Genomic DNA, 25700 nt, shown 5'->3' with positions numbered 1-25700 from the left:
TGCTGCGATCCGTCCGGGAGAGGGTGCCGGCCTATGCGCGATAGCGAGGCCACATGTATCGAGCATCTGCGAGAGCGGGCGCGCCGGTCCGTCCCGCGGATGTTCTACGACTATGTCGACGCTGGTTCGTGGAGCGAGGCGACCTACCGAGCCAATGCGCGGGATCTTGCCGCCCTGTGCTTTCGCCAGCGGGTTGCGGTGAATATCGCCGGGCGGCACCAGGGTTCCACGATGGCGGGGCGCGGGGTGACCATGCCGGTGGCATTGGCGCCCGTCGGCTTCGCCGGCATGGTCCATGGCGATGGCGAGATCCTGGCCGCCCGCGCGGCCGAAAGCTTCGGTGTCCCCTTTACGCTCTCGACGGTCAGCATCTGCTCGATCGAGGATGTCGCCGCCCACACCAGCGTGCCCTTCTGGTTCCAGCTCTACATCATGAAGGACCGGGCCTTCGTCGAATCGCTCGTCGGACGCGCGAAGCGCGCGGGGTGCTCGGCGTTGGTGCTGACGCTCGACCTGCCGATGCAAGGCTTACGGCATAAGGATCTGCGTAACGGCTTGTCGGCGCCGCCGCGGCTGGGGTTGCGCAGCATGATCGCAATGGCGAGGCGCCCACGCTGGTGCGCGGCGATGCTAGCGACACGCCGCCGCACCTTCGGCAACATCGTCGGGCATGCGAGCGGCGTGGAGGGCACACTCTCCTTTGCCGATTGGGTCAGCAAGCAGTTCGATCCGTCGGTGAGCTGGGACGACGTCCGCTGGCTTCGCGGATTATGGGGCGGCAAGCTGATCCTCAAAGGCATCATGGATGTGGAGGATGCCCGCAAGGCCGTGGAGGTCGGCGCGGATGTCGTCGTCGTGTCCAACCATGGCGGACGCCAGCTGGATGGCGCTCCCTCCTCCATCAGCGCCTTGCCGTCCATCGTCGAGGCGGTGGGCGACAAGCTTGAGATATGGCTCGATGGCGGCATCACTTCTGGGCAGGATGCACTGAAGGCGCTGGCGCTCGGCGCGCGTGGCACGATGATCGGTCGTGCCTTCCTTTATGGTTTGGGCGCGCATGGGCAAGCTGGCGTGCGGCGCAGCCTCGAGATCATTCAGCGTGAAATGGATCTGACCATGGCGTTGTGCGGGATGAGCCGGATTGACGAGATTGATCGGTCGATGTTGACGACGCGCTCCCTTGCGGCGCTCGGCGTACGATAGAGCAGGCGCCGCACGTGAAGATGAAGATCGAGATGAAACAGGGGTATCCGCTATGAAACTGGCTCGCTATGGGGCCCTCGGAGAGGAGAAGCCGGCACTGGTGGACAATGCCGGCCGGCTGCGCGACGCGCGGAGCGTCTGTCCCGATTTCACTGCGGAAACCCTGGCCGCGGATAGCCTGGAACGGCTGAGGCAGATCGATCCCGAGAGTCTTCCCCTGGTTCCGGGTAAGCCGAGGATCGGGGTGCCCTATACCGGGCTGAGCAAGTTCATCTGCATCGGCCTCAACTATTCCGACCATGCCGCGGAATCGGGCATGGCCGTGCCCAGCGAGCCGATCATCTTCCTGAAGGCGCCCAGCGCCGTGTGCGGGCCTAATGACGACACGATCCAGCCGCGCAACTCTACTCAGCTCGACTGGGAGGTGGAGCTGGGCGTCGTGATCGGCCGCAAGGCCAGCTATGTCGAGGAGGATGCCGCGCTGGACCATGTGGCCGGCTATTGCGTCGTGAACGATGTTTCCGAGCGCGCTTTCCAGCGGCAAAGTGGCCAATGGGACAAGGGCAAGGGCTGCGACAGTTTCGGCCCTATCGGCCCTTGGCTGGTCACGCCGGACGAGGTGATGGACCCGCAGGATCTCGACATGTGGCTGGATGTAAACGGGGTGCGGCGGCAATCCGGCAACAGCAGGACGATGATCTTTTCCGTGCGCGAGATCGTCGCTTATTGCAGCCGTTTCATGACCCTCCTGCCGGGGGATGTCATCGCCACGGGGACGCCGCCCGGCGTGGCCATGGGGATGAAGCCGGAACCCATTTGGCTACAGCCCGGTGACGTGGTCGAGCTGGGCATCGCCGGCTTGGGAAGCCAGCGTCAGCGCATTGTGTCTCGCGACGCCTAGCTACAGTCGACAAGGAGAAAGCCATGGCCGCTAAATTGCAGCATATCGCACTTCAGGTCGCCGATCTCAACCGATCCGCTTCATTCTACCAGGCGGCCTTCGGCGCGCGTATCGGGACGAGGCCAGTGCCGCGGAGCGGACCGTTCGTCGAGCGGTTGCTCGATGCGCCAGGCTCGGGCATCGTCCAGCGGGGTATACATCTCGCCCTGCCGGGGGGCGGCATCGAGCTGGCGCAGATCGGCTTCGGTGACGATGTGAGCCCGCCGGACGAGCGGCCGCTCTGGCAGCGCCGCATTCTCCATTTCTGTATCGAGGTGGACGACGTCCATGCGGCAGCCGCTCGGGCCGAGGCGGCGGGCGGAAGGCTGCAATTCCCCGTCAACGATCAGACGGGACGCCCCTTTGTCTTTGTGGAAGATCCGGACGGACATGTCATCGAGCTCATATCGATGACGTTCGACGAGGCGATCGAAACGGTGCATCGCTTCGTGCCCGGATCGAAACCCGATTAATCGGATGCGGCGAGCCGGGCCAAGCCCTGCGTGGGGAGGTGGAAGACCGTCGCCGGAAGCTCCTGAGGCTTCAGCAGCGGCAGCCCCGGCACGCTACGCGGCTTCGACAGGATCATCCCGCCCTTTGCCGAGGTCACATAGAGCGTGCATGCATCCGCGCCGCCGAAGCATAAATTGGTAGCAAAGCCTTGGGGCGGCAGCGCGATGATCTCGGCGAGTTCGCCGTGGGGCGAGAATATCTGTACGTCGCGTCCATCGGTGGACGCAACATAGAGGTTCCCCTCCTGATCAAAGGCGATGCCGTCCGGATGGCCATTGTCCATCTGCGCGAACAGCGTAGGACCTTCGAGCATGCCGGCGGCATAGTCGAAGCGCAAAATACGCGCGGTAGCCGTTTCGGCGACGAGGAGCGCATCGCCCGTCGGCGAAAAAGCCAATCCGTTGGGATAAAGCACCCCCTCGGCCTTGAGCGTAAAGATGCCGCTCTCGCTATCCATCGCCCATATCCGCCCCGGTTGCGGCGCGCCGCCCAGAGCATGACCGGCCGGATCGGTGAACCACAGCAAGCCGTCGGGGCCGAACGCCAAGTCATTGGGCGCATGGAAGCGTTCCGCAAAGGTCGTAATATCGTCGCCGCGGATACGCTGGATCGACGGCGGTGCACCCCTGTGGCCGGCCTGGGCGACCCAGACGTCGCCCTCGGCGCCCTCGGCCAGTCCATTGGGCCGCCCCCCGATCTCCACCGACCGGATCCGCGACCCATCTGCCGGATCAATCTCGTAGACGAGGCCCCGGGAAAGCCCCACCGCCATGACGGTGCCGCGGCATGTCCATAACGGTCCCTCGGTAAATCCCAAGTCCTCGGCGAGCACGTGATCAAAGATCGGCACTTTCATACCAACGACGCTCCCCATCCGTTTGTCCCGATGAATGGTCATGACGGGAGCGTATCCGCGCCGCGCTTCCATTCCCACCGCACCGGGAACTCGCATCGTGTCCGAATGTCGCATCGCGACATCAGAGCTGGCTCACCGTGGCGCTGATGTTCTTGCGAATGCCTTCCACCACCGGCACTTCATGACGGTCGAGTGCTTTCATCCACTTCTTCCGCTTCAGGGCCGCCTCGATATAGGGGGCGAGTTCGGCGTCGAGCTGTGCCCGGCGCGCTGCATCCCGAGCCTGGAATTCGGGCATCACCTCGCCGGCGAAACGAGTCAGTGTCTGGCAGATATGCGCGTGCGGACGACGTCCACCTTGTATGGTGAAGATCACCTCATCGATGCCGGAATTCTCGAAAAGCCGCATCCGTCGGCGAACATCTTCCACGGTGCCGGAGGCGCCGGTGTATGCATCCCCCTGGGCCAGGGCTTCCGCGATCGCCATGTCGCATCCGCCATTGTCAGCCTGCTCGGCGACATAATCAGCCCAGAGATTGGTGTAGCCTGGAACGGAGTCGCGCATCAGCGTGGCGTTCAGCGAGAATTTGAAAAAGTTGAAACAGTCATAGCCATCGCGGATGGCGGTGGCGCGGTCATCGTCGATCGACAGGCCGCTGACCATCGCGATGCGCGGATTAACCGCGTGCCCGATCGGCACACACTCATCGGATTTGATCGCATTATAATAGGTTTCGACCCAATGCGCCGATTCCGTGGGATCAACGAAGGAAAAGGCGAGCGCGCCAATACCCAGCCGGCCGGCAAGCGCGATCGTCTCTCGATTGGTGCAGGCCAGCCACATAGGCGGATGTGGGCGCTGCACGGGCTTGGGAACGATGTTGCGGCATTCCATCTTGAAATATTCGCCGTCCCAGCCGGGGTACGGGGACATTGCGAGCATGTTGGCGATCTGCTCGCTCGCTTCGAGGCTCATCGCCCGCTTTTCCCGGCCGGCGATATAATGTGCGCCGAGCTCGAGCCGGGTGGCTCCCTCCCCGACGCCGAATTCTACGCGACCGTTGGAAATCACGTCAAGCGTGGCAATTTCCTCGGCGACACGGGCCGGATGCTTGATGCCAGGCGGAGTATGGCGGATGCCATGCGCCAGCCGAATCCGCTTGGTACGCGCAGCAACGGCTCCCAGGAAAATTTCCGGAGCCGAAGAATGGGAATATTCCTCGAGGAAATGATGCTCGGTAACCCATACGCTGTGAAAGCCAAGCTCGTCGGCGAGCACCGCCTGCTCGATGTGGTTCGAGAAGCTTTTAACTTCTTCTCCATCATCCCAGGGACGCGGCATCTGCTGCTGATAAAATGTACCGAACTTCATAACAGTCCCCAAACTTTCTTTGGACGGGAATGCTCTGCTGCATTCTATCTGTCAACTACTATGTTGATAAATGGGTCGCATGCTGTTCCCCGCAGGCGTCTGGTGGGGGTTCAGCCAGCGCTAGGTTGCTGCAAATCGCCGCTAATTCGGATCCCGGCGCCTTCCGCGACGCCGTAAACGCGATTGATGTGGATAAGCACCGAAGTCATCGCCTCCGCTGCGGCCGAATTGGCCAGCGGGCCCCCGTGAATACCACGCATGCCCGCCTTTTCGGCGAGGGCTATGCCGATATCGCGCATCTCGGGCTTGTCGCCAAACACCAGGACATCGCAGCCGACGTCCCCTGGCTTTGCCAGCTTCTGCGCAGCCACGTTGTGGAACGCTGAAATCAACTCGACGTCATCATGCATGGTGGCCTGCGCGCGCATAGCCGCCGAGCCTTCTGCCGGCAGTTGCACACGTGCCACCCTCGGCGGCACCAGTGGTACCGTGGTGTCCACCACCAGCTTGCCTCGCACCACATCCGCAATTTCGTTCAGCGTGTCGAGCTGAGCCTTGGCAGGTACGGTCACCACGATGATATCGGCCGTATGGGCGACATCGCGATTCTGGCCGAATCCGGCTCCGATCGGCTCGGCCGCAGCCTCGGCGTTCTTCACGGAGCGCGAGCCGATTGCAACCTGCATTCCTGCCGCGGCCCATCGCGCAGCCAGCGCCAGGCCAAGATTGCCGGTGCCACCGATCACCGCGATGCGCCTATTTTCAATGTTCATGCGTCGACCTCCCCCTATGGATCCAATGTTTACGCGGTGCTGTCATCCTGCTCCTTGGTTCAATCGTATTATCCGGCGAGCTTGGTATTGCCCGGGACGCCCGCGGCCGTGTTCGTGCAGGCACCCGGCACATCTAGGAAATGGTCCGCGGGTCTGCAGTCACGGTTGCGGCCAATCGACCGCAGTGCTCACCGGGCCGGCGCGCCGGCAGATGGCCGAGTGCCTGTGCGGACCTACCAGCTCATGCGGCCGTCGCGGCATCGGCGGGCTGCCCGAAGACGAAGCCTGCGTAGCCGTTGCGGGCATATTCATTGATCTTTTCCCGGAAGCCGGGGAGAGTGTTGGCGTAAAGGAGGAACTTCCGCTTCTTTCCCGGGATGTTTGCACCGGTGAACCAGGAAGCGACATCGTTCTTCACCAGCAGCAGGTCTTTCGCGAAGTCGGCGACATGATCGTCCCACTCCGCTTCCGCCTCTGGAGTCGGCTCGATCCAAGGCAGATTGTGGTTCTCGAGATACTGGATGCAATTCGTGATCCAGTCGACCACCACTTCGGAGCAGCGCGGGAAATTGCAATTTGCGCGCGGCACGGCGGTGAAGAAGTTCGGGAAGTTTGAGGTCATGATACCGACCAGACTACGGGGGCCATCCTTGAAGGCATGACTGAAAGTCTCGCCGTTGCGGCCGACGATGTTCATGTGCGTCAAACCACCCGTGAAGGCGTCGAAGCCGGTGGCAAAAATGACCATATCCAGTTCGATGTCTTCCTCGGTCGTGCGGATTGCGGTTTCGGTGAATTCGACAATCGGCGTTTCGCGCAAATCCACAAGCTTTACGTTGTCGCGATTATACGCCTCATAATAGTTGGTCTCCAAGGGTGGACGCTTGGTGCCGAAGCCATGATCCTTCGGCACGAGCTTTTCGGCGAGCACCGGATCCTTCACCCTTTCGCGGATCTTGCCGCGAATGAACTCCGAGAAGTCCTCATTGGCTGCGGGGTCCGTGCCGATATCAGCGAAATTGCCTAGCCACTTCTCGAAGCCCGGACGATTCCAGAGCCGTTCATACTGGGCCCAGCGTTCCTCCTTGGGCACTTCCATCGCCTTGCGCGGGTCGAACTCGAAAGGAAACCCTGCCAGGGAATTCCGGCAAAATTCCATAATCTGCTTATAATTCGCCTTCCACTCACGCTGAAGTGCATCGGGAACTTCGGCGTTGCGCAGCGGTGCGCAGTAGTTGGGAGTGCGTTGGAACACGGTGAGATGAGCGGCCTGTTCTGCGACGATGGGTATCAGCTGCACGCCGCTCGATCCCGTGCCGATCACCGCGATGCGCTTGCCGGCCAGCTCCACGCCCTCCTGCGGCCACAGACAGGCATGGAACCATTGCCCCTTGAACCGGTCTAGCCCGGCAAAGTCTGGTATGTAGGTTGCGAGCGACGGCATGATCCCGACGGCTGCGATAACGAAGCGTGAGCGGACATGCTCGCCGTCGCTGAGATGGACATCCCAACGGCTGCGTACGGCATCCCAATGAAGATCCTTGACCTCGGTGTTCAGCTGAATGTCCCGGCGCAGATCGAATTTGTCGGCGACGTAGTTGAGGTATTTCTCGATATCCGGCTGCTTGGTGTAGAGATGTTTCCAGTCCCACTCCTGCGCCAGTTCCTCGGAAAAGCCGTAAGCATAGGCCTGCGCTTCGGAATCGAAGCAGCAGCCGGGATATCTCGCCCACCACCAGGTGCCACCGACACCGCCGGCGGCATCATAGGCGCGCACCGAAAGGCCGAGTTTGCGGATCTCGTACAGCTGGTGCAGGCCCGTAACGCCCGCTCCGATAATGATGACGTCGAATTCGCTTTTTGCCGATTGCATTATCCGCTCCGTTGCTCGCGCAATTTCCCGATCGCGCATTTGCTGACATTCGTTGATCCGGCACGGCTGTTCCGGGTGTTTCCCATCGGCTTCCTGCCCTGCTGAAAACGGTCGGGCCGGAGTTTCGACTCAGGCCGTCACGCGGCTTCCAGTTCGAGATGAAGTGCCAGCAGGTTCCGCATGCTCGTCAGCGAGGTATCGTGCCGGAAATCATTCTTGTCCGAGAGGCGAATGGTTTTGAAACGGCCGAACAGCGCTTGCAGAGCCACCTCGCCTTCGAGCTGGGCAAGCGGTGCGCCGATGCAACGGTGCGCGCCGAGGCCATAACCGAGCTGCTTGGCCAATTTCTCGCGATTGGGGCACAGTTGGTCGGGATTTTCGAAGGTCGCTTCGTCGCGATTGCCCGATTGCCAGGCGAGCATGATTCGGCTGCCCGCTGGCAGGTGAACGCCGCCCAGTTCGACATCTTGCGTGCAGACGCGCGGACCATAGGTTGCTGGGCCATCGAGGCGCAGCGACTCGTCGAGCAGCTTCTGCGTTTCCCGGCGGTCGGTGATGTCCAACTGCGGGCCCAGCCGGATCGCGTCGACCAACGCCTGCGCCATCAGGTTCGTGCTGGTTTGCGCGCCCACCACCAAGAGGCGGACGAAGCAGGTCATCTCGTCGATGCTATAGAGTTCGCCATCGGATTTGGCTGTGTTCACAAATTCGCTGAGCGGTGTGTCCCGCGGGTTTTCCCGATGCGATACGGTCAGATCGCCGCAATAGTTGGTGAATTCCACATAGCTGTCGATCAAGCGCCGATCGGGACCGTTCGTGCCGCCGCGATGCAAATTCTTGTCGAACAGATCGAAATAATTGACTGCCCAAATGTCAAGCTGGGCATGCATTTCACGCGGCAAATCCAGGAGCGCGCTGCCCATCACCCATGCCGGGAACGGCTTGGCAAAGCTCGGGATAAAATCGATCTCCTTTTGATCGATGAACAGATCGATGAGCCTGTGCGCTTCCGCTTCCATGGCCGGTCGCATCTCGCGAAGGCGCTTGGGGGATACGAACGCCATGTGCGCCTTGCGTACCTCCCTATGCTCTTCCCCATCCATGCTGGCGAGGTCGGGCATGGTCTTGTAACGCTGGCCGGGGAAGGTCTCGAGCGACGCGCGCCCCTTGTTGGAAAAAATCTCGGGATGCAGTGCGACAAACTCGATGTCTTCACGCCGCGTGACGATATGGACGTTGCGGCTCGGCACGGAAAAGACCGGGCATTGCGCCCGCTTATCCTCAAAAAAGGGAAACGGGTCTTCCAGCATTTGCGGCGTGCCGAACTCAGGGAGGTCCCGGCTCATATCCGGCTCACCGTGGCTGGCGATCTGGCGATGCAAGCGCACAAGCGCATCATTTATGTCTCCTGTTCGCCCATCATGCGATGAGCACCCTCGGCCTTTGCTTCTTGCTTGCTCCTTCTTTGCCATCTCCGTTCCGATGCCGGAATGCGTCATGGGCCACGAAGGAGTTCGTCAAATGGCCTCGCGGCATGAGATAACGAGCAGGGCCCGGCGCGTCAACAGTACTGATGATAGATGGCAAATGGGTCGTTCGATGATTGCCGTTCAAACCGAACGGGGCAGCAGGACGATTTGCGCGAGGGTGGATGGCGACCGGTTTGGCACGGAAGGGGGAGGCGATGGGTCGGGCTCCTGTAGGCCGGATCTGCGCGAGGAAAGGGAAATGGCGCTTCGACAGCGACCGGATGGGCGGAGGTGGCATGCTCTTGGGTAATATGGCGCCGTCCGAAAGCGGATTGGCGCGCCACGCCGTTGTCCAGCCTCAATCGCTATCGAACGATCGGGGAAGCGAAACCGATATCCGCCGGTTGAAGCAACCTGCACCTATGCCGTCTTCCGGGTTCAGACACCTCCGGCGGCACCTTATCGTCAGGCGGGCCCAAGCATGCGACTCGCGGGTTGATCGCTACAAAGGGGACCCTCGCAACGGCTCAACCAGCCTTACGCATGCCCTCAATGGCCAGCTTTGCAAACACTTGGGCCACGTCCTCGCAGGAGACCGGGCCATCCGGGTGGAACCAGCGATGTGTCCAGTTGACCATGCCGATCAGGCCGAATGCCACCAGCCTGACCGGCAGATCGCTTCGCAGGCTTCCTCGCTGCATACCCTCTTCTATGATCGCGATCAAGGCGCGGTCGAAGCGTCTTTGCAGATCGAGCCAATCGGACGCTTTGTTGTGGCTGATCTGCGAGAAATCTTCTTGCATGAAAACATGCACGTGAGGATAATAATCGTTGTACGATCGTAGGAGGCTGCCAAAGAGCTGGTGGATTTTTTCTTCTGCCTCTCCCTCACTATCGCGTATTTTCTCGGCCATTTCGACATTATGCTTGACGACGTCTATGATAACTTCGCCAAATAGTTCATGCTTGTCGCCTACATAATAATATAGGGACGCCCGATTCAAGCCGGTTGCCTTGGCAATATCATCAATGCTCGTGGCCGCAAGGCCATTTTCCTTGAATACTTTGGCAGCCGCCGCAATCACCTCCTGGCGGCGCTTGACATAGCGATCGTTGCTCACTTTGCGAGCTTCCGCACGCCGCTTCTTGATTCCGTTCATTCGTCTTTCGCCCTGCAAACGCGCGTTTCTGCCCTCAAGCCTGCCACTCATAGCCAAACCGTTCAATGGGGCAAAGCGATAGCGAAATAGGAGGGATGCTGGGATTCTGCCACTTGGGATGCCCCGCTCGACCCGGAGGTGGTCGTGTCGGCCTTGCGGCCAGAGGGGAGTGGGCGCGATTATTTGCGGAAATGTGCGGCATTGACCGCTATCATGTGTTCCATCCCGGCCGGAAGTTGATGATCGGCGTAGATCGCGTCGACGGGGCATTCAGCAACGCAGGCGCCGCAGTCGATGCACGCGTCGGGATCTATGTACAATTGCTCGGTCTCATTGAACTCCGCATCGTCCGTCGTCGGTCGAATGCAATCGACCGGGCAAACCCTGACACAAGACGCAGCCTTTTCGGACCGGCACGCTTCGACGATTACATAGGTCACGTTATCACTAGCCTCATCGTGGCCTCAAATAGCGTTGGTCGATCAATATCGAGGCGCTGGAAGCAGTCGGACGTCCGGACTTTCATTTTTTTGGACGTGTTTTCATGAACTTGTGTATTCCCGCCATCGCGTGCACCGGATCGAGCAACCATCAGGCTCTAATATCACGGGGCTTGATGGTCAACAGCTATGTAGATGTCTTGCCCGGGGCTCGCTTTGGCGGCTTCGCCCTGCCCGAAGGAGATTCAATCGTGAGACCACCCATCGGTGGCGTCCCCCCATCCCTCACACCGGAGCGGAGTCGCCCTCGGCGGATCTGTTGGGGCGATCGGCTGCCCACTGCGCGCGGTGGGCAGCCAGCACCACTATCGAGCCGGCCGCGATGATGAGCGGCGCGCCAAGCCAGGTCGAGGTCGACAGAGGTTCGTGCCAGATCAGCCAGCCGAACAGGACCGACCAGATCAGCGCGGTGTAGTCCATCACGATGATGCTGGTTACCGCGCCGTATCTCAGCGCCGCGGACATGAAGAATTGCGCCAGGACGCCGAGCATCCCTATGCTCGCGAGCAACAGCCATTGTATCGGCGTATGGCCATGCATCACGAACGGCAGCGCAAGAGCCAGAACGGGTGAACTCGTGGCGGAAAACCAGAAGACCACCGAGAGAGGGTGCTCGGTACGGGCCAGGTCGCGCAATTGGTAGCTGATCAGGGCCACCATAAAAGCGCCTGCCAGGCCGCATACAGTGCCGGGAAGGGGCAGGGCGCTTCGCCCTGGCTCAACGAGGATCAGCACGCCAAGGAAGCCGAGCAGCACTGCTGCCGCGCATTCGCGGCTTGCCCGCTGCCCGAAGAATGCCACCCCGAGCAGCAGCGCGAACAGCGGCGCGGTAAAACCGAGCGTCGTTGCGACCGGCAGGGGAAGCAGGATAGGCGTTTCGAAGCTGAGCGCCATCGCGGCCAAGCCCAATATGGCTCGCCAGATATGGCCGCCGAATTTGTGGGTGTGCAGCAATGCGAGCCGATTGGTCATAGCCAATCCTGCAATTAGGATAGGTGCGCCGATGGCCTGGCGCCAGAACAGCATTTCCACAAGATGGATGCCGGATTGCGCCGCCAGCTTGCCGAGCATGAACGTGGTCGAGACGAGCGCGATTGAGCAGAAGCGCAGAAGCAGCGCCATCCTGGGTTTCGAGGTGTGCATGCTTTGCGCGATGCTCCGGCGAGAATCTCGGTGGCGGGACTTATCGCTTGACGTGTGATTTGTCATCACCCATGTTGATGGGGCGTCCGGGGCCACTGCTCGCGCGCGTTTGGGAGCCATGAGAATGGGTGCCATAATGGATCGCGCACTTCTGCGTTGACCGTCCCGTTGCACAACAGAATCTCAAGGAGAGTTCGATTGGATACCGCACTTGAAAGCCGCATGCGCGCCGTGATCGACAAGCAAGAGATCCACGATCGGCTCATGCGTTATGCGCGCGGCATCGACCGTAACGAGGGTGCGCTGTGTCAGGATGCGTTCTGGCCCGATGCGCTGGTCGACCACGGCCATTCCAAGTTCAAGGGCGACAGCATTGCTCGCCTGTTTGAGGATGTCAGCAAGCATAATACCCACCGCCAGGTCCACTATATCATGAATCTGGTGATCGAACTGAACGGCAATCTGGCGACGTCCGAGGCGCAATCCTGGTACTGCGCGGAAACCGAGCGCAACGAGGTCGCCTATCTGATCAACCGCTCGCTCCGTTATATCGATCGCTGGGAAAAGCGTGACGGGGAATGGCGCATCTTCCATCGCCTGGTGGTGGAGAATTGGAACCGGGTCGACGCCGTGAATGAGCGCGTGCCCAATTCGGATGCCATCGCGAAGTGCAAGGACGATCGGACGGATCCCAGCTACGTGATGTTCGAGCTGACCCGTAACGGGGAGAAGCCGCCGCTCGAATATCCCGACAGCGATAAGAATTATGTGTCGGCGAGTACCCGCTACGATAGCGGCGGCTTCCGCCTCCGCGAAGAGAGTCGCAACCGCTAGGTCTCGTATCGATTTTCACGGCGTCGCGCAGGCCGGCTGCTCCGGCGCGCGGCGCTCGCAACGCCGGCTGCGTCGGCGCGGTGGCGCATCTGCTGCGCTGCCTCGCTGACGCTTGGCCCGAATGTCTGATCTCAAGAGACATAAATCGTTGGAGAGCGAAGATGGCGCAGGGTTTCGGGGCGAAGTCCACCACCGACGATGTCCTGTCAGGGGTGGATTTGAGCGGCAAGCGAATCCTGGTGACCGGCGTTTCCGCCGGGCTGGGCGTCGAAACGGCCCGCGCGCTGGTGGCGCATGGCGCACAGGTCATTGGCGCGGCACGCAACCTCGCCAAAGCTCGTGCAGTCATGGCGCCGGTGGAGGCGGCGGCGCGCGCGAGCGGCGGCAGCTATGAGCTTATCGAGCTGGATCTGGGTTCGCTCGCCAGTGTTCGCGCCTGTGCCGACATACTGATGGCGCAGGCGCGTCTGTTCGATCTCATCATCGCCAATGCCGGCATGATGACCGCCGCGCACGAGGTCACGTGCGATGGGTTCGAGGCGCAGTTCGGCACCAACCATCTCGGCCATTTCCTGCTGATCAACCGCCTGGCGCCGCTGGTCTCTCCGGGCGGCAGGGTGGTGTCGCTCGCGTCTTCGTCGCACTATGTTTCAGATATCGATCTGGACGATCCCAATTTCGAGAAGCCGCCCTACGATCCGATGACCGCCTATGGCCGCTCGAAGACGGCGAACATGCTTTTTGCGGTGGAGTTCGACCGGCGGCACCGGGATCGCGGCGTCCGCGCCACCTCGGTGCATCCGGGCGGGATCAAGACCGGTTTTCAGCAGCACATGCGTCCCGGCGAATTTGACGAGGTGATCGTCCAGATGAACGAGGAGCTCGCCGCCGAGGGCATGCCCATGTTTGAGTTCAAGTCGATCCCCCAAGGGGCGGCGACCTCGGTCTGGGCCGGTGTCGTGGCGCCGGCCGAGATGGTGGGCGGCCGTTATTGCGAGGACTGTCATGTGTCCGAGTTCAACGACGGTCTGATCAATGCCGTGATCGGCGGAGTGCGCCGCTACGCGCTCGATCCCGAACGGGCGAAGCGGCTTTGGACGATCAGCGAGGATCTGGTCGGCGAACGGTTTTGAGCGACGTCACCTCAGTGGCCGATGCCATGGAAAACCCGCCTTCCGCCGCGAGCGGGCGCTGCGAAGTCGCGGCGCGAGGGCGAAGGCCGCGCCGGTTGCTGGCGGCAGTCCTGGCGATCGTCGGTTGTGCGCTGCTGGGGGGCGGTGTGCAACTGGTCCTGCTTGGCGGATCGATCTACTATGTGCCGGCGGGATTGGCCGTGCTGGCATCGGCGCTGTTCTCCTGGCGGGGCGATCGGCGGGCTATCTGGGCCTACGTTATCATGCTCGCCGCCAGCATGGCATGGAGCCTGTGGGAATGCGGGCTCGACCTGTGGGGCCTCCAGGCGCGGCTCGCGGCACCGGCGGTTCTCGGTTTCTGGGTCTGTTGGCCGGCTTTGCGCGCGAGGCCCTTGTGCAGCATGGCCGGGACCCTGCTGATTTGCGCGGCAGCCTGGTTCGCGATCGCTAAAACCTATCAAGGCGAGCGCTTTCCGTTTCCCTCGCGTCTGGCGGCCGCTTCGGTTGGTCCGCCCGATCCCACTGCTTCGGCATCGCGATGGTTGAACTACGGCAATGATCCGGGCGGTTCACGCTATTCCACGGCGTCGCTGATCACGCCCGCAAATGTCGATCGGCTGCAGCTCGCCTGGACGGCGCATACTGGTGATATGGGCCCGGCGCTCGGGTTCGAGGCGACGCCGCTCATGGTTGACGATACGCTGTATCTTTGCTCGCCGACCAACATCATCATGGCGCTGGACGCGGATACCGGGAAGGCCAGGTGGGTTTTCGATCCGCACAGCCGTTTGCCGCCGACTCGCACCTGCCGTGGGGTGGCCTATTACAAGGCCCCGGGCGCGGACGGCCAATGTGCCGAACGCATCCTCTTTGCAACCGTGGATGCGAGACTGATGGCAGTGGATGCGCTCGACGGCAGGCCCTGTCGGGATTTCGGTCAGAACGGTGCGATCGACCTGTGGCGCGGCATGGGACGCGCCCAGCTGGGCTATTATCTCGTCACCTCCGCTCCAACGATCGTCGACGGCAATGTCATCGTGGGCGGCTGGGTTGCCGATGGACAATATGTGGGCGAGCCGTCCGGGGTGGTGCGAGCCTATGGCGCGGCGACCGGACGGTTCGCCTGGGCGTGGGATATGGATCGCCCGCATGAGCATGGCGAGCCGTCGCCCGGGCGGAGCTATTCGCGCGGAACCGCCAACAGCTGGGCGCCGATGAGCGGCGACGAGACGCTGCATCTGGTTTTCCTTCCGACCGGCAATTCCACGCCCGATTATTGGGGTGCGCATCGTTCCGCGGCCAGCGAGACATATGGCAGCTCGGTCGTGGCGCTGGATTCGCGCACGGGTGAGCTGCGCTGGTCCTTTCAGACCACCCATCATGATCTGTGGGATTATGACGTCGCCTCCCAGCCGACGCTGGTCGATCTGCCAATCGGCGGCGCCGTGGTGCCTGCGCTCATCCAGCCGACCAAGCGTGGCCAGGTCTTTGTTCTGGATCGCCGCAATGGTCATCCGTTGACGCCGGTTCGCGAGCTGCCGGCACCCCAGCGGCCGTCGCCGGGCGACTTCCTGGCGCCGACCCAGCCATTCTCGACGGGAATGCCCGCATTCGACGATACGCGCCTGAGCGAGGCCGGCATGTGGGGTGCGACGCCGCTGGACCAGCTATGGTGCAGGATCAAATTCCGTCAAGCGCGCTATGACGGACCTCTCACGCCACCCGGCCTCGGCCCCACGGTGACATATCCGAGCTATGCGGGCGGCATAAACTGGGGCGGCGTGTCGATCGATCCCGTGCGCCGGCTGATGACGGTCAATTGGAACCGGCTGGGCAATTATACGCGGCTCGTTCCGCGTGCCGAGGCCGATGCGATGGGCATCGTGCCGTCGAATGACGGCGGTGCGCACGTCGGCTCCCCGGTGGCCCAGAAAGGCACGCCTTTCGCGCTGTCGACGGGGCCGTTTCTTTCGCCCCTGGCGATGCCCTGTACCCCGCCGCCCTTCGGCCGGATCGCTGTGGTCGATCTGGATACGCGGCGGCTGTTGTGGTCGCGTCCGCTGGGCACCACAGGCTATAGCGGGCCTTTCGGGCTTCCCCTGCGCGTCCCTTTGCCGATCGGCGTGCCCAATAGCGGCGGATCGATCATGACCCGGAGCGGCCTCACCTTCATCGCCGCATCACAGGATCGGAAGATCCGGGCGTTCGACAGCCTGACGGGCAAGATCCTGTGGCAGGCTCCGCTGCCGGCCGGCGGCAATGCGACACCCATGACCTACGTCACCGCCGCATCGAAAAGGCAATATCTGGTGATCGCGGCAGGGGGCAACGCAATATTGCGATCGGGTTCGAGCGACACGATCATGGCCTTTGCTTTGCCGTCGACGCGACATGCGGAGTAGCTGCACGGTTGTGCCCTTCGTATCAACATGATCGTTGAAAAAGGACAGACGGTCGCCTAAGATCGTGATAGCGCCGAGCTACGGGCGCGGCAGGAGAGACTGGATGACGACCAAGGACAGCGGTGAATGGCGGATCATCGTCGAGCATGACGTGCCGATGCGGACGCGTGACGGGGTGACGCTGTATTCCGATGTCTATCGTCCCGACGCCGAGGGCACGTTTCCGGTGATGATTATCCGGACGCCCTATGACAAGGGCATGCAGGTCTATGCCGACGGTAAGACGATGAGCCGCCACCTGATCCACAGCCGCTATTTCCCCAAGCACGGCTATGTGGTCGTAGTGCAGGATACCCGCGGCCGGTGGCAATCCGGCGGCGACTTCTATCCTTATGTTTGGGATGCCGAGGATGGATTCGATACGGTCGAGTGGGCCGCGAGCCAATCCTGGTCGAACGGCAAGGTCGCGATCGTCGGCAAATCCTATATGGGTCTGGTCCAATATCTCGCCGCCATCGAGAAGCCGCCGCATCTGGTGGCCGGTGCGCCGATGTCGGCACCCATCTCTTATTTCGAGAATTGCGTCTATCGGCGCGGCGTCTTCGAGCTCGGCTGGCAGCTATCCTATATCATCGGCCTCGCTCGGGACATTGCCATCCGCATGGGCGGCGCAGAGGGCGAGCGGCGGCTGCACTATCTCAATCAATTCCTCGAAAATCCGGCGATCCGCTTCGGCAAGCTCAAGATGCCAGAATTCCTGCATCTGCCGCTGCGCGACTGGATCGACCGGCTGGCCGAGGATGCGCCCTATGTCCGAGACCTGATCGACAATTGGAAGGATGGGGCCTACTGGCACGGTATGGATGCGAGGCCCCGTGCCCGCGACGTCACCATCCCGATGCTGCATGTGGGCTCTTGGTTCGATCCGTTCCTGGTCGACACTACGGAGATGTTCAACCGCATCCGCGCCGAGGCGCCCGAAGAGGTGGCGCGCAATCAGAAGATGCTGATCGGCCCCTGGACACATATCTTCGGTTCGCGCATCGCTGGCCAGGTCGATTTCGGGCCGGAAGCCGAGCTCGACATCGATGAATTGGAGCTGCGCTGGTATGATCATTGGATGAAAGGAATCGATACTGGCCTCATGGATGAGGCGCCGGTGAAGATATTCGTCATGGGCGCCAACCGCTGGCGCCATGAACAGGAATGGCCGATCGCCCGCACACGCTATACGCCGCTGTATCTTGGCAGCGGCGGCCGGGCCAACTCGCGCGACGGCGATGGCCGGCTGTCGTTCGACAGGCCGGGCGTCCAGCCGCCGGACAGCTATATCTACGATCCGGCCGACCCGGTGCCCACATGCGGCGGCACCACTCTGCTGTCATTCGGCGGAGATGCGGGCTCATGCGATCAGGCGATCGTGGAAGTACGGCAGGACGTGCTCGTCTATACGAGCGACACGCTCGAAAAGCCTATCGAGGTGGTGGGGCCGATTCTGATGCGGCTGTTCGCCGCCACCTCCGCGCCCGACACTGACTTCATGGTCAAGCTGGTCGACGTTCGTCCGGACGGCTCGGCGTTCAACGTGGCGGATGGTGTGATCCGGGCGCGTTTCCGCGAGGCGCTGGATCAGCCGACCATGGTCGAGCCGGGCGCGATCGTCGAATATGAGATCGACATGTGGTCCACGGCGCATCTGTTCCAGGCGGGACACCGTATTCGGGTGGACGTCACCTCGAGCGACTTTCCGCGCTATGACCGCAATCCGAACACCGGACATGATTTCGGCACAGACGCCGCCGAAGACCTGGCGCGCGCGCGCCAGACGATTTTCCATGATGCGCGGTTCGCCTCGCACATAGTGTTGCCGGTGATATCCGACTGACGCCGTTGCCGGGGCAGAGGCGTGCGGGACGCGTGCCTCTGTCCGATTCATCGCAAGCCAAAGGGAGGCTGCCATGTCCGAGCCAAGTACCGACGAACTGCGCTATCTTGTGGACAAGCAACGTGTCCATGATCTGCTGGCGCGCTATTGCCGCGGTGTCGACCGCGTCGATCGCGATATGATCGCCTCCGTCTTCCATCCCGATGGCACATGCGAATTCGGCGCGCTCCTGCTCGAGGGGCGGGATGCGATCGCCGATGCCATCTCCAAGGCCGCGGGTGGTTGCATCCTCACCTTCCACATGATCGGAAATCATCTGGTGGAATTCCACGGCGATGTGGCCGCGAGCGAGGCTTATTATCTTTCGGCTTCGACCGTCGAGGTCGATGGCAGCAAACAACTGCGTATGCGGGCGGGCCGCTACGCCGACCGGCTCGAGCGCCGCGACGGCGAATGGAAGCTCAAGACCCGGGTGGTGGTGGAAGACTGGTGCAAGTTCATGGATCTGCCGCTTCTGCCCGAGGGCGTCTCGTTCCGGCCCGGGCAGCAAGGAACGACGGATGCCTTATATGCGCTGCTCGGCTCATTGGCGGATCCCGTCTCGTGAGGGGACGCGCGCGCACCCGATCCTAGGACAATTGAGACGTGGCACCGTGCATCCTGCGGATCGTCGCGAAGGGAGAGAGAGATGCCGATAAGCATTGCGGGCAAGAAGGTCATCATCACTGGCGGCGGCAGAGGGATTGGCGAGTGTACCGTTCGCCATTTCGCAAGGGAAGGCGCCCATGTCGTCATTTTCGACGTGCAGGATGCGAGCAGGGTCGCGGCCGAAGCAAGTGCCGAAGGCCCCGGCAAGGTCGGTTTTCGCAAGGTCAATGTCGCCGATGAAGCCGACGTGCGGACAAATGTCGATGCGGCGGTCGCCGAGCTCGGCGGCCTCGACGGGATCGTCAACATCGCCGGAATCACCCAGACGATCGATCCGGAGGACAATGACGAAGCGGGTTGGGACCGGCTGCTGGCGATCAACGTCAAGGGCGTGGCGCATATGTGCCAGTCGGCCTTCCCGCATCTGAAGCGGAATGGCGGCTCCATCGTCAACTTCGGCTCGGATAACGCGTTGTCGACCGTCCCGCCCACCACGTCGGCTTACGCCGCGACCAAGGGGGCAGTGATGAGCTACACGCGGCTGCTCGCCTCGGCCTGGGGGCAATATGGCATCCGCGCCAATGTGCTCAACCCGCTCATGGCCACGCCGATGTATGATGAGTTTGTCGCGAGCATGAACGATGAGCAGCGCGCCGCCTTCGCCAGCCATCTGCGGACCACGGTTCCGCTGGGCGGGCGCATGGGCGATTCCGCGACGGAGATGGCGCCCGTCGTGGCCTTTTTCATCTCCGACGCATCCAAGTTCATCACCGCGCAGATCCTCGGCGTGAATGGCGGCCTCAACCCGGGCCGTTGAGCATCGTGCGGAAAAGTGGGACCGGTGTCCGCGGAAACGATGCGCCTGCCAGGCTTAGAAGCATCGCGCGTAAATCCGGACCGTCATGCCAGCGAGAGCTGGCATGACTCTCGACAGTCGATTGGATGACAGTGGAGAACGAGTCCGGCTTCCGTTGGGGTGACGCAGTTGGCATGAAGGGCCAGATTAATCCCCCGATATCCTGAGCGGTTTCGGCCGGGTCGATACGCCCGGCCCGTTTCGCGCGCCGGCGAGCAAGGCCCGGCATGGCCAGATCGACGAGCGCGATTCGGCCATGCCCGCTTCACAGAATGGCGAATGCGGCTTCTGTGAGGGCGGGGCGATGAGTCTCGTCGGCAATGGCGATGATCGCCGCAGCCCGATCCGCGGGCGACAGGCCCCGCAGGTCGGCGCTGCCCTGTTCCGTCACGATGACGTCAATTTCGCCGCTGGCCAATGACGGTACCGGGATGCCGACCTTGGGTACGATCCGGGATTGGCCGCGCGCGGTCGATGCCAGTACGACGACGGACAATCCTTCCGGATTGGCGCAGGCGCCGCGTGCGAAATCCGGCAGGCCGGCGATTCCGCCCAACGCCCCGTTCGGGGCCAGCTCGCTATTGGCCTGGCCCAGCAGATCGACCTCGAAGACCGAATTGACCGCACGGAACAGCGGCAGCCGGCGCAGGTGCTCGGGGTCGTGAGTCATCGTCGCTGGCCACAATTCTATTCCCGGATGCCGATCGAGGAACCGGTAGAATTCTGCATCGCCCGCCGCGCCGGTTCCGATGATCGGCATGTCCGGGTTCAAGGCGTCGGCGTCGATCAGCTGGCGGACCCATTGGCCAATCTGGCCAGTATGGAGCCTGAGATTCCGTCTCGCGGCCGCGAGCTGGGCGACCAGCGGCGGAAACCATTGGCCGATGCCGAATTCCAGCGTCGCCCCATCGGGGATCCAGGGAAGCAGATTGGCGGCCAACGCCTCCTGACCCGCGCGCAGGACGCCGCCTGACAGCGCCGGTCCGTCGCCGGCCACGGCGATCACGTGCTCGGCTGCCTCGATGGTCGAACGGGGGCCGGTCCATGGGGTGTTTGGATTGATCTCCAGCACGACATGTCTGGCACGGGCCGCGGCGGGATGAACGAAGTCTAGCGTGACGCCCAGCGAATAGGCGCCGTCGCGCGGCGGTGTCGCCTGCGCCATTGCGACATCCACCGGACGGCTTCCGGAGGCGAGCGCCTTGGCCAGGTCGTGCAGCGTGGATCGCAGGTAGCGAGCATTGCGCTGCGCGAGTCCGGCCTCGCTGCCGAACGGCCCCGAGGGAAAGAATGAGTCAATAGCGACACCGGGCAGATCGGGAAAATCCGACAACACCCAGCCCAGCAGGATGCGGCTGCCCTGCAGGCGATCGAGATGGCGAGGCAGAGCCGCGACGAGCTGCATCGGCGTCCCCAGCGCCTGGCCGATCACGATGGTCTGGCCCGGCCGCAATATGCGCGACAAGGCTTCGTCGATTGCTTCCGTGGCCATGCCTTTCTCCTTCTTCGAGCGGATAGCTATGCGGAGAAGACAATATCGTCAACAAATGCGTTGACTTGCAGCCGGCGGGGTTTAATCTCTGTGACGATAATGAAGGGAGAGGCATGAAAGTCGGGATCTATTGCCACAACAGCGACGAAGGCGCGGACGCGTTGGACGTTGCCCGTCTGGCCGAGCAACTGGGCTTCGAATCCTTCTTCTGTGCCGAGCACACCCACATCCCGGTGTTGCGCGAGTCGCCCTATCCGATGCCGCCTTGGGAAATGCCGCGCGGACATTTCAGGATGCTTGATCCGTTCGTCACGCTTTCGGCCGCAGCCGCGGTCACGGATAGGATCAAGCTGGGCACGGCGATTTGCCTGATCGTCTGCCGTGATCCCATATTGCTCGCCAAGACGACCGCTTCGCTCGACCTTCTTTCCAGGGGGCGCTTGCTCCTGGGGGTGGGAGCCGGCTGGAACCTGGAGGAAATGGCCAATCACGGCACCAATCCCAAGACGCGCACGCGGCTCATGGGGGAACGGATTCGCGCCATCAAGGAGATCTGGACCAAGGACGAGGCCGAGTTTCATGGCGAATTCGTCGATTTCGATCCGATCTATTCCTGGCCGAAGCCGGTGCAGAAGCCCTATCCGCCGGTGCTGATCGGCGGCGGCGGGCCGACGGTGATCGACCGGGTAATCGGCTTCGGCGACGGCTGGCTGCCTGGTCATCAGAAGGATCTCGACGCGCTGGGCGAAAAGATCGCCGAGTTGCACGTCCGTTCGGAAGAGGCCGGCCGCGGCCGGCTGCCCGTCACGATCATGATGGGCCATGCGCGCTATTTCGCCGACTATGCGAGGATCGGGGCCGAGCGCGTGATCGTCGAGATTCCGACAGGCGAATTTCCAGAAGTGCGGGCGATGATGACGTCGCTCGCCGAAGCCATGCGCAGATATGAGGCAGACAATGAACATGCTTGACCAGATCGCCGCCAAGCTCGGCAACACCCGCGTAGATATTCGCGATGTCGGCATGCGCGAGGGACTGCAGTCGCACACCATGGTCGTGCCCACCGATCAGAAGATCGGGCTGTTCCGCGGTCTCGTCGAGGCCGGTGTCAAGGAAATCAATGCAGTTTCCTTCGTCAACGCCCAGAAGATGCCGCACATGGCCGATGCCGAGGCGCTGCTGGGCGGGCTCGGCTCGCTGCGCGACGGCATCGACATCTCGGGCGTGGTTTTCAGCGAGGGGGGCGCCCGGCGCGCGATAAAGATGCGCGAGGCCGGCCTGCTCGACACCGTGTTCCTGGTGTTCTCGCCGATCGCCTCGAGCATGGCGGCCAACGGCATAACCCCGGACATGGAGGCGCTGCTCGCCCAGATCGAACGCACGGCGGCGGCCGCTGCCGAGGGAGGACTCAAGGTGTCGGTGTTCGTCAGCGAGAGCTTCGGCTCGCCGGTCGAAGGCTGGGTGGATCCCGAGCTGGTGCTGCGCAACGCGCAGCGCATCTGGAACATGCAGGGCGTCAAGGAGTTGATCATCTCCGATTCCAGCGGGCAGGCCGACCCGGTGCAGGTGCTCGCGATGTTTACCGATCTGGCGAAGATCTTGCCGATCGATCAGCGCATCACTTTTCACGTCCACGATTCGCGTGGTGCAGGTTTGGCGAATATTCTGGCCGCGCTCAATTCGCCGTTTCAACATTTCTGCCTAGACGCGTCTTTCGGTGGCCTCGGCGGCGACTATCCGTTCGTCCCCGATGCCTTCGGCAACGTCGCTACGGAGGATCTGGTCGAGATGCTGCACGGCATGGGGATCGAAACCGGGGTCGATCCCGATAAGATCGTCAAGGTCAGCAAGGAATATGCGGCAATCAGCGGGCGTCCGCTCGGGTCGCGGCTCAGCGGCTGCAGCCGCTCTATCGACTGGAAACGGCCGCATCGCCTCGTCAACCCGATCATCGAGGCCGCAGCATGAGAATCCTGGTCGTCGGCGCGCGGGGTTTTGTCGGCGTCGAGCTGGTCCGAGAATTGCTGGCGCGTGGGCATGAGGTGATCGGTCTGGAGGTGCGCGGCGATATGGGCCGGTTGACGCCGCTCGCCGATCGCATCACCTGGATCACCGGCGATTGCAGCAAGCAGGAGACGATCCTTCAGGCCATCGGCCCGCGGGGGGTGGACGGGATCTACTATGGACCCTTCTTCCGCGACTCGCCGGGCGCCCGCAGTCTCAGCGGTGAGTGGGAGGTGATGGGGCGTGGCGCGCTCGACATTTTCAACCTCGCCTATGCGCTGCCTATCAAGCGGATTCTGTTCCCCAGCTCGACGGCCGTCCACGGCGTGCAACCCGCCGATGGCGCTCTGCTGGACGAAACGAGCCGGGCGCGGCCATTCATGGTCTACGGTGCGACCAAGCTGTTGTGCGAATATTTCGCGGGCGAGGTCAATGGCCGTCTCGGTGCCAACCGCATCGTGTGCGTGCGCCTGCCGGCGGTCTATGGCCCGGGGGCGGACATCGCCAGCCGGGGCGTCAACATCATTCCGGTTCAGGCGGCGCGCAAGGATCGGGCTCAGGTGGCCTATGTTCCCGATGCGCGGATCTGCGTCGCCCATGTGGGCGACACCGCCCGGTTCCTGGCCGATCTCTTCGAGGCCGAGGCGCCGCGGCACACCGTCTATGACCTCGGCGGGCCGGACGTGTCCTTTGCGGATATCGCCAATGCGGTGCTCCAGCTGTGTCCCGATGCCGACATCGCTTTCGGCAGCGACACCCAGATGCCGCTTCCCAATGCCGTCAGCTGCAAGCGGGCGGCCGACGAATTCGGCCTCGTTCATCGGTCACTTGCCGATGGTGTTCGATCGATCGTCGAGTATGAAACCGAAAAGCGCGGGCGCCGGCCGGCCTGAGTCCCGCGCATGTCCTGTTGAGAGGTAATGCATGCGCCTGAAAGATTATGACCTCGACGTGACGACGGTAAAGGGGATCATCGCACGCCAGGCTGCGCTTGGCGAGAAGGTGGCAATCCGGTTCGAGGATCAGGCCATCACCTATGTGGAGGTGAACGGGACTGCGAACCGCATCGCCAACAGCCTGAAGGCGCTGGGCATCGGCAAGGGCGACGTGGTCGTCACCTATATGCAGAACAGCATCGATCATATTCTGGCGTGGTTCGGCTGCGCCAAGCTCGGTGCGATCTGGGCGCCCGTCAATGTGGCGTTGATGCCCGTCGATCTCGCCCACACGTTGCGGGAATGCCGTCCGGCGGCGATCATCATGGACGATCTGCTGGCGGTCAATTACCGGTCTATCCGCGAGGAGCTGGGCTTCAAGCTGCACGAGATCGTGCGCGGCGCTGCCGACCCCGCGCCCTTTGCCGATTTCACCCGCCTGCTCGATGGGGAGGATGTCGAGCCCGAGGTCGACATTCACTGGTCCGACCCCGCCGGCATCATCTTCACCGGCGGCAGTACCGGCCTGCCCAAGGGCGTTCTCGTCTCGAACGCCTGGTATCTCCCAGGTCTCTACCGCTACCATGAGCTGTTCCAGCCCAAGGCCGAGGACACCCATGTCAGCGTGGGGCAGCTCTATCATACGATCGGATCCGCGGTGGACGTGCTGGCGCCGATCTACTGGGGCATGACGACCATCATCATGCGTTGGTACTCGACCGACGCGATGCTGGATGCCATCACCCGCCAGGGTGCCAATTTCACGGTCATGGTGGGACCGATCATGATGGCCTTGATGGCGCAGGCCAAGCCGGAAGATGCCGCGGCCAGCACCTTGAAGATCGTCGCTACCGCCACGACCGGACTGCCGCACGAAAAGCTGCTGGCCTTCCGCGAGAAGTTCCATGTGGACACGCTGGAGATCTACGGCCAGACCGAGACCGGCCCGCTGGGCTCGGTCAATCAGCGCCTGTGGGACCGGCCGTACCATTCCGTAGGCAAGGGACATGGTTGGGTCGATGTCGCGATCGGCGATCCCCATGGCAGCATGGTCGCAGCTGGCGTCACCGGCGAAATCCTGATCCGCAACATATATCCGTCGACTTTCATGATGGGTTATTACAACCGGCCGGACAAATTCGCCGAGGCGTGTCGCGACCTGTGGTTCCACACGGGTGATCTCGGCTATCTGGACGAGCAGGGTTATCTGCACTTCGTGGGGCGGATGGCTCACTCCATCCGGGTGAAGGGCGAGAATATCGCGGCCGTCGAGATTGAGGAGATCATCATGACCCATCCCGCGGTCGAGCGCGCCGCAGTGGTCGGTGCACATGATGCGCGCTCAGGCGATGAGGAAATCCAGGCTTTCGTCAAGCTCGTCGGCGGTGCGGAGCTCGAGCCGCTCGACATCATCAAGCATTGCGAGGGCAAGATCGCTTATTTCAAGGTGCCGCGCTTCGTCGAGTTCGTCGAGGCATTGCCGGTTTCGGCTACCAAGAATGAGGTGGAGCGGCACAAGCTGAAAGAAATCGGCACGCAGGCGTCGTTCGACCGCGTTGCGATAGGCTATAAGGTGCGTCGCTCTGCCTAAGCCAAGTGTCCGAGGGAACGCATTTTCGCCTGTTTATCCGGTTTGGGTCCTTACCGGGAACGATGCGTTCATGAACGAGAGGTCCGTGCAGCGCGCATGGTTAGAAGAGAGGGAGGAC

22 protein-coding genes are annotated in these 25700 nt (G+C 62.3%); 13 read left to right on the top strand and 9 right to left on the bottom strand.

All coding sequences use genetic code 11. From position 1 onward, the window contains the following. Positions 1–33 precede the first annotated feature (33 nt). From GQY20_RS29510 to GQY20_RS29500, 3 genes are read left to right on the top strand one after another with little or no spacing between them, the layout of a single operon-like run. On the top strand, positions 34–1203 hold the full coding sequence (locus GQY20_RS29510) for an alpha-hydroxy acid oxidase (RefSeq protein WP_157220753.1): 1170 nt from the start codon (positions 34–36) through the stop codon (positions 1201–1203). A 52-nt stretch (positions 1204–1255) separates the two neighbouring features. Then, on the top strand, positions 1256–2104 hold the full coding sequence (locus GQY20_RS29505) for a fumarylacetoacetate hydrolase family protein (RefSeq protein WP_157220752.1): 849 nt from the start codon (positions 1256–1258) through the stop codon (positions 2102–2104). 23 nt (positions 2105–2127) lie between these two features. Beyond that, positions 2128–2616 (top strand): VOC family protein, encoded by a 489-nt coding sequence (locus GQY20_RS29500; protein ID WP_157220751.1) that lies wholly within the window; start codon positions 2128–2130, stop codon positions 2614–2616. On the opposite strand, the gene GQY20_RS29495 is transcribed toward GQY20_RS29500, so the two are convergent. From GQY20_RS29495 to GQY20_RS29460, 8 genes are all read right to left on the bottom strand, one after another. Then, entirely contained in the window at positions 2613–3512 is a 900-nt protein-coding gene (locus tag GQY20_RS29495) for an SMP-30/gluconolactonase/LRE family protein (RefSeq protein WP_157220750.1), read from the bottom strand. The genes GQY20_RS29500 and GQY20_RS29495 overlap by 4 nt on opposite strands. A 121-nt stretch (positions 3513–3633) precedes the next feature. Then, positions 3634–4884 carry an LLM class flavin-dependent oxidoreductase gene (locus GQY20_RS29490; RefSeq protein ID WP_157220749.1) on the bottom strand — a complete coding sequence of 417 codons (1251 nt, stop codon included), beginning with the start codon at positions 4882–4884 and terminating at the stop codon, positions 3634–3636. A gap of 110 nt (positions 4885–4994) precedes the next feature. Beyond that, positions 4995–5657 (bottom strand): NADPH-dependent F420 reductase, encoded by a 663-nt coding sequence (gene npdG / locus GQY20_RS29485; protein WP_157220748.1) that lies wholly within the window; start codon positions 5655–5657, stop codon positions 4995–4997. A 241-nt stretch (positions 5658–5898) separates the two neighbouring features. Continuing rightward, a complete protein-coding gene (locus tag GQY20_RS29480; RefSeq protein WP_232476323.1) occupies positions 5899–7530 on the bottom strand; it encodes a flavin-containing monooxygenase in 1632 nt (543 codons plus the stop codon). 137 nt (positions 7531–7667) lie between these two features. Further along, entirely contained in the window at positions 7668–8912 is a 1245-nt protein-coding gene (locus GQY20_RS29475) for a cytochrome P450 (RefSeq protein ID WP_157220746.1), read from the bottom strand. A 614-nt stretch (positions 8913–9526) separates the two neighbouring features. Continuing rightward, positions 9527–10159 (bottom strand): TetR/AcrR family transcriptional regulator, encoded by a 633-nt coding sequence (locus GQY20_RS29470; RefSeq protein WP_157220745.1) that lies wholly within the window; start codon positions 10157–10159, stop codon positions 9527–9529. A 179-nt stretch (positions 10160–10338) separates the two neighbouring features. Continuing rightward, entirely contained in the window at positions 10339–10599 is a 261-nt protein-coding gene (locus tag GQY20_RS29465) for a 4Fe-4S dicluster domain-containing protein (RefSeq protein WP_157220744.1), read from the bottom strand. Positions 10600–10884: 285 nt separating this feature from the next. Beyond that, positions 10885–11781, bottom strand: a complete 897-nt coding sequence (locus GQY20_RS29460; protein WP_157220743.1) for a DMT family transporter — start codon at positions 11779–11781, stop codon at positions 10885–10887. A gap of 219 nt (positions 11782–12000) precedes the next feature. On the opposite strand from GQY20_RS29460, the gene GQY20_RS29455 reads away from it, so the two are divergent. From GQY20_RS29455 to GQY20_RS29430, 6 genes are all read left to right on the top strand, one after another. Continuing rightward, positions 12001–12636, top strand: coding sequence for a nuclear transport factor 2 family protein (locus tag GQY20_RS29455; protein ID WP_157220742.1), 636 nt, complete (start codon positions 12001–12003; stop codon positions 12634–12636). A gap of 161 nt (positions 12637–12797) precedes the next feature. Continuing rightward, positions 12798–13769 (top strand): SDR family NAD(P)-dependent oxidoreductase, encoded by a 972-nt coding sequence (locus GQY20_RS29450; RefSeq protein WP_157220741.1) that lies wholly within the window; start codon positions 12798–12800, stop codon positions 13767–13769. Continuing rightward, complete coding sequence (locus GQY20_RS29445; RefSeq protein ID WP_232476322.1) at positions 13766–16171, top strand: membrane-bound PQQ-dependent dehydrogenase, glucose/quinate/shikimate family; 2406 nt, start codon at positions 13766–13768, stop codon at positions 16169–16171. Before GQY20_RS29450 ends, GQY20_RS29445 begins: the two co-directional genes overlap by 4 nt. 103 nt (positions 16172–16274) lie before the next feature. Beyond that, entirely contained in the window at positions 16275–18056 is a 1782-nt protein-coding gene (locus tag GQY20_RS29440) for a CocE/NonD family hydrolase (protein WP_157220740.1), read from the top strand. A 73-nt stretch (positions 18057–18129) separates the two neighbouring features. Further along, positions 18130–18663, top strand: a complete 534-nt coding sequence (locus GQY20_RS29435; RefSeq protein ID WP_157220739.1) for a nuclear transport factor 2 family protein — start codon at positions 18130–18132, stop codon at positions 18661–18663. A gap of 81 nt (positions 18664–18744) precedes the next feature. Beyond that, complete coding sequence (locus GQY20_RS29430; RefSeq protein ID WP_157220738.1) at positions 18745–19521, top strand: SDR family NAD(P)-dependent oxidoreductase; 777 nt, start codon at positions 18745–18747, stop codon at positions 19519–19521. Positions 19522–19825: 304 nt separating this feature from the next. Here GQY20_RS29430 and GQY20_RS29425 read toward each other — a convergent pair whose 3' ends face one another. Then, positions 19826–21052 (bottom strand): acetyl-CoA hydrolase/transferase C-terminal domain-containing protein, encoded by a 1227-nt coding sequence (locus GQY20_RS29425; protein ID WP_157220737.1) that lies wholly within the window; start codon positions 21050–21052, stop codon positions 19826–19828. A 113-nt stretch (positions 21053–21165) separates the two neighbouring features. On the opposite strand from GQY20_RS29425, the gene GQY20_RS29420 reads away from it, so the two are divergent. Genes GQY20_RS29420 through GQY20_RS29405 form a run of 4 tightly spaced genes read left to right on the top strand, consistent with a single transcriptional unit; the run spans position 21166 to position 25582 of the window. Then, positions 21166–22023, top strand: coding sequence for an LLM class F420-dependent oxidoreductase (locus tag GQY20_RS29420; RefSeq protein WP_157220736.1), 858 nt, complete (start codon positions 21166–21168; stop codon positions 22021–22023). After that, positions 21998–23020, top strand: coding sequence for a beta/alpha barrel domain-containing protein (locus GQY20_RS29415; RefSeq protein WP_332836118.1), 1023 nt, complete (start codon positions 21998–22000; stop codon positions 23018–23020). Before GQY20_RS29420 ends, GQY20_RS29415 begins: the two co-directional genes overlap by 26 nt. Further along, complete coding sequence (locus tag GQY20_RS29410) at positions 23017–23949, top strand: NAD-dependent epimerase/dehydratase family protein (RefSeq protein WP_157220734.1); 933 nt, start codon at positions 23017–23019, stop codon at positions 23947–23949. Before GQY20_RS29415 ends, GQY20_RS29410 begins: the two co-directional genes overlap by 4 nt. Before the next feature lie 31 nt (positions 23950–23980). Beyond that, positions 23981–25582 carry a class I adenylate-forming enzyme family protein gene (locus tag GQY20_RS29405; protein WP_157220733.1) on the top strand — a complete coding sequence of 534 codons (1602 nt, stop codon included), beginning with the start codon at positions 23981–23983 and terminating at the stop codon, positions 25580–25582. The last annotated feature ends 118 nt before the right edge of the window (positions 25583–25700 follow it).

It is taken from the genome of Flavisphingomonas formosensis, from assembly GCF_009755815.1.
GTDB lineage: Bacteria > Pseudomonadota > Alphaproteobacteria > Sphingomonadales > Sphingomonadaceae > Flavisphingomonas > Flavisphingomonas formosensis.
The sequence above is the reverse complement of the archived record's forward strand: the minus strand, read 5'-3'. Positions and strand labels throughout refer to the sequence as shown.